Source organism: Aeromicrobium sp., assembly GCF_047607065.1.
In the GTDB taxonomy this organism is placed as follows: Bacteria; Actinomycetota; Actinomycetes; order Propionibacteriales; family Nocardioidaceae; genus Aeromicrobium.
The window spans coordinates 1-3,934 of record NZ_JASGDU010000036.1 but is presented as its reverse complement, the minus strand read 5'-3'; the positions used below and the strand labels follow the sequence as shown (position 1 = coordinate 3,934).

Here is a 3,934-nt window from a genome sequence, read left to right as displayed (position 1 = left end):
GGCACAACGACCGCATCGGAGCACCCGTCCTACGCTCCCTGACCCCCTACGACCACTAAAACCACAGACCAGACCCCGACCCCGCATCAATCATCTAGCCGGGGGGCCAGGTGAGCGAGCGGCCCGAGAGCACGTGCCCGTGGCAGTGGAACACCGTCTGGAAGGCGTCCGCACCGGTGTTGAACACCAGGCGGTAGGACCCGGTGCCGTGCTCGTCGGCAATCTTCCTGGTGTGCCGGATCAGGTCGACCGTCGCCTCGGGATCGGCCTCGGCCAGGCTGGCGACATCCGGCACGTGCCGCCGGGGAATGACCAACACATGCATCGGTGCCTGCGGGGCGATGTCACGGAAGGCGATCGTGTGCTCGGTCTCTCCCACGATGTCGGCGGGGATCTCCCCGGCCAGGATCGAGCAGAACAGGCAGTCAGCGCTCATACCGATGCCGCCTGCGAAAACCACACCATAGGCAGCATCGGCATGAGGTGATCCTTCACGTTCACTCGCTGGCGCTCGCTCATACCGATGCCGCCTGCGAAAACCACGCCATAGGCAGCATCGGCATGCGGTTGTCATTCACGTTCACTCGCTGGCGCTCACTCATGGGTCCGTTGTACCGCACGACCGATCCAGCGAGGAAGCCTGGAGGTCTCAGCGGAAGGCGTCTTTGATCCGGCCGAAGACGCTGCGGTGCGTCGCACCGAGACGCGCCTCGGGCCGCTGCTCGTCACGCAGAACCGCCAACCGGTGCAACAGCTCGCGCTGCTCGTCGTCGAGGTGGGTCGGCGTCTCCACGAGCACCCGCACCCGCAGGTCGCCGGCACCCGCCCCGCGCAGCCTCGGCACACCCTCGCCGCGCACCACGACCACCTGGCCCGATTGCACCCCCGCCTCGACATCGACAGTGATGGTGTCCGGCCCGGACTCGTTCTCCTCCAGGTCGGCGCGCAACGCCGGCAGGTCGAGGCTCGTGCCGAGCGCGGCGGCTGTCATCGCGATCGTGACCTCGCACTCCAGGTGATCGCCCGAGCGCGCGTACACCGGATGCCGCTGGACGCGGATCTCGACGTACAGGTCGCCGGCCGGCCCACCGCCGGGGCCGATCTCACCCTCACCGGCCAGCTGGATGCGGGTGCCGTGGTCGACGCCGGCCGGGATCGTCAACGTCAGACTGCGCCGCGACCGGACCCGACCGTCGCCGTCGCAGGCGCGGCAGGGATCGGGGATGACCGTGCCGTAACCGTGGCAGGTCGGGCAGGCCCGCGCGGTGCGGATGTCGCCGAGCAGCGAGCGCTGCACATGCTGGATCGCGCCCTGGCCCCGGCAGGTGCCGCAGGTCGCCGGGCCGGACCCCTCCTGCGCGCCACTGCCGTCACAGACCTCGCAGACCACCGCAGTGTCGACCTTCAGCTCGTGCGTCGCGCCGTAGACCGCCTCGGCCAGCTCCACGTCCAGGCGCAGCAGCGCGTCCTGGCCGCGCTGCACCCGCGAGCGCGGACCGCGCGGGCTGCTCTGCCCGAAGAAAGCGTCCATGATGTCGTCGAAGCTGAAGCCCTGGCCGAACCCTCCTCCACCGCGACCCTGACTCGTCGGATCGCCGCCGCGGTCGAAGATCTGGCGCTTCTTCGGGTCCGACAGCACCTCGTAGGCCTGCGTGACCTCCTTGAACCGGTCGGCCGCGTCGGGGGCGTCGTTGACGTCGGGATGCAGCTGCCGGGCCAGACGCCGGTAGGCCTTCTTGATCTCCTCCGGGCTGGCCGAGCGGTCGACGCCGAGCAACGTGTAATAGTCCGAAGCCATGTGGTCCTTCTTGCCGATGAGTCGCGGATGGGGTCAGGCGTCGTCGAGGATGCGGCCGACGTACCGGGCCACGGCGGCCACCGCGGCCATCGTGCCGGGGTAGTCCATGCGCGTCGGGCCGACGGTGCCCAGGGTCGCGCGGGCCTCTTCGCCGCCATAGGCCGAGGCGACGACGGCAGTCCCGGCCAGGGTGTCGAAGCCGGTCTCGCCGCCGATGCGCACGGTCAGCCCGACGCCCGAGGAGGCTTCGCCGAGAAGTTTGAGGAGGACCACCTGCTCTTCGAGTGCCTCCAACACCGGGCGGATCGCCGTATCGAAGTCAGCACCGAACCGAACGAGGTTCGAGGTGCCGCCCACGGCGATACGGGCGTCGGAGCGCTCGTCGGAGAACGTCTGGGCCACGGTGGCGACGACGGCGGTCACCGCCGGCTGATCGGCCGGGGCGAAGGTCTGAACGAGATCGGCGACCGTGACGGCGGCTTCGGAGAGCCGCTGCCCGATCACCGCAGGGAACAGCCGGGAACGCAGGTCGGCGAGCAGCTGATCCGACAAGCCGGGCACCTCCACGGTGCGCTGCTCGACCCGGCCCGAACTGGTGATGACGACGATGAGCACCCGGTTCCCGTCGAGCGGGACCAGTTCGACGTGGCGCACCGTCGAGCGGGTCAGGCTCGGGTACTGCACGACCGCGACCTGGCTGGTCAACTGGGCGAGCACGCGGACGCTGCGCTGCACGATGTCGTCGACGTCGACCGATTCGGACAGGAAGCGCTCGATGGCTCGGCGTTCGGCCGCCGACAGCGCCTTGACCGTCGCCAGCCGGTCGACGAACATGCGGTAGCCCTTGTCCGTGGGGATGCGCCCCGCAGACGTGTGCGGCTGGGTGAGATAGCCCTCGTCCTCCAGGGCCGCCATGTCGTTGCGGATCGTCGCCGGGGAGACGCCGAGGTGGTGGCGCTCGACGAGGGCGCGCGAACCGACCGGCTCCTGGGTCGCCACGTAGTCTTCGACGATGGCCCGCAAGACATCGAGGCGGCGTTCGTCAGGCATGAGAACCCCTCTCCTCGGATCGGCGCGTCACTGGCACTCTCGGTGCCCGTTTGCCAGTCTATCGTGAGGGAGGAGTGGCGATGAGGCAGATCAGCAGGACCGGGACGCCCATGACTGACCGGTATGGCCGCGACGTGCTGGCCGGGGACTGGCAGCGCCCGCCGAAGGGGCGTTCGCGCGATCTGCCGGCCGAGTTGGGCCTGGTGGTCGAGGACGTCACGAGTGGTTTCTGCGGCGAGATCGTGCGGATCGACGCACGCATGGGCATGGTCGTGCTGGAGGATCGCCGGCGGGTCCAGCGTAGTTTCCCGCTCGGTCCGGGCTACTGGGTCGACGGCCTGCCGGTGACCTTGCGGCCGCCGGTCGTGACGCCGGCCGGGCCGCGCCGGACGGCTTCGGGGTCGGTGGCCGGTCCCCGCGAGCGGGCCAAGGTGGCGTTGCCGAGCCGCATCTGGGTCGAGGGACGTCACGACGCCGAACTGGTCGAGAAGGTGTGGGGCGACGATCTGCGCCACGTCGGGGTCGCCGTGGAGTTCCTGGGTGGCGTCGACGATCTCGCCGGGGAGGTCGCAGCATTCGCGCCGGGGCCGGGTCGCAGGCTCGGAGTGCTCGTGGACCACCTGGTAACGGGGTCGAAGGAGTCGCGCATCGCCCGGAGCGTCGCCGGCGAGCCGCACGTGCTGGTCGTCGGGCATCCCTATGTCGACGTCTGGCAGGCGGTCAAGCCGCAGCGGCTCGGCCGGGAGGCCTGGCCGGTGATCCCGCGCGGCACGGACTGGAAGCGCGGCATGTGCGAGGCCTTCGGCTGGCCGCACGCCGACCAGGCCGACATCGCCCGCGCCTGGCGGCACATCCTCGGTCGCGTCGAGTCGTGGACCGACCTCGAGCCGTCCTTCCTCGGCCGCGTCGAAGAGCTGATCGACTTCGTCACGGCCTGACGATCCGCTGATAGGAGGAATCCGACGCTTCTATGTTTGTCAAGTGGGGGTTTGGTTGAGGGTTCGCCAGATTTCTCGGGCGATGTAGCGGCGGAGGCATCGGCGGATGTCGCGGTCGGTTTTGCCTTGGGCGCGGCGGCGTGTGATG

Annotated in this window: 4 protein-coding genes; 1 reads left to right on the top strand and 3 read right to left on the bottom strand. The window is 69.7% G+C overall.

Going from position 1 to position 3,934, the window contains the following annotated elements; genetic code table 11:
* Positions 1–94: 94 nt before the first annotated feature.
* The 3 genes from QM597_RS05200 to hrcA all read right to left on the bottom strand — a co-directional run bounded on the left by QM597_RS05200 (position 95) and on the right by hrcA (position 2,848).
* Positions 95–436, bottom strand: coding sequence for a histidine triad nucleotide-binding protein (locus QM597_RS05200; protein ID WP_415003809.1), 342 nt, complete (start codon positions 434–436; stop codon positions 95–97).
* A 213-nt stretch (positions 437–649) separates the two neighbouring features.
* A complete protein-coding gene (gene dnaJ / locus QM597_RS05195; protein WP_415003808.1) occupies positions 650–1,798 on the bottom strand; it encodes a molecular chaperone DnaJ in 1,149 nt (382 codons plus the stop codon).
* 33 nt (positions 1,799–1,831) lie between these two features.
* Positions 1,832–2,848 carry a heat-inducible transcriptional repressor HrcA gene (hrcA, locus tag QM597_RS05190; protein ID WP_415003807.1) on the bottom strand — a complete coding sequence of 339 codons (1,017 nt, stop codon included), beginning with the start codon at positions 2,846–2,848 and terminating at the stop codon, positions 1,832–1,834.
* A gap of 110 nt (positions 2,849–2,958) precedes the next feature.
* On the opposite strand from hrcA, the gene QM597_RS05185 reads away from it, so the two are divergent.
* A complete protein-coding gene (locus QM597_RS05185; protein WP_415003806.1) occupies positions 2,959–3,786 on the top strand; it encodes a DUF3097 domain-containing protein in 828 nt (275 codons plus the stop codon).
* Positions 3,787–3,934 lie beyond the last annotated feature (148 nt).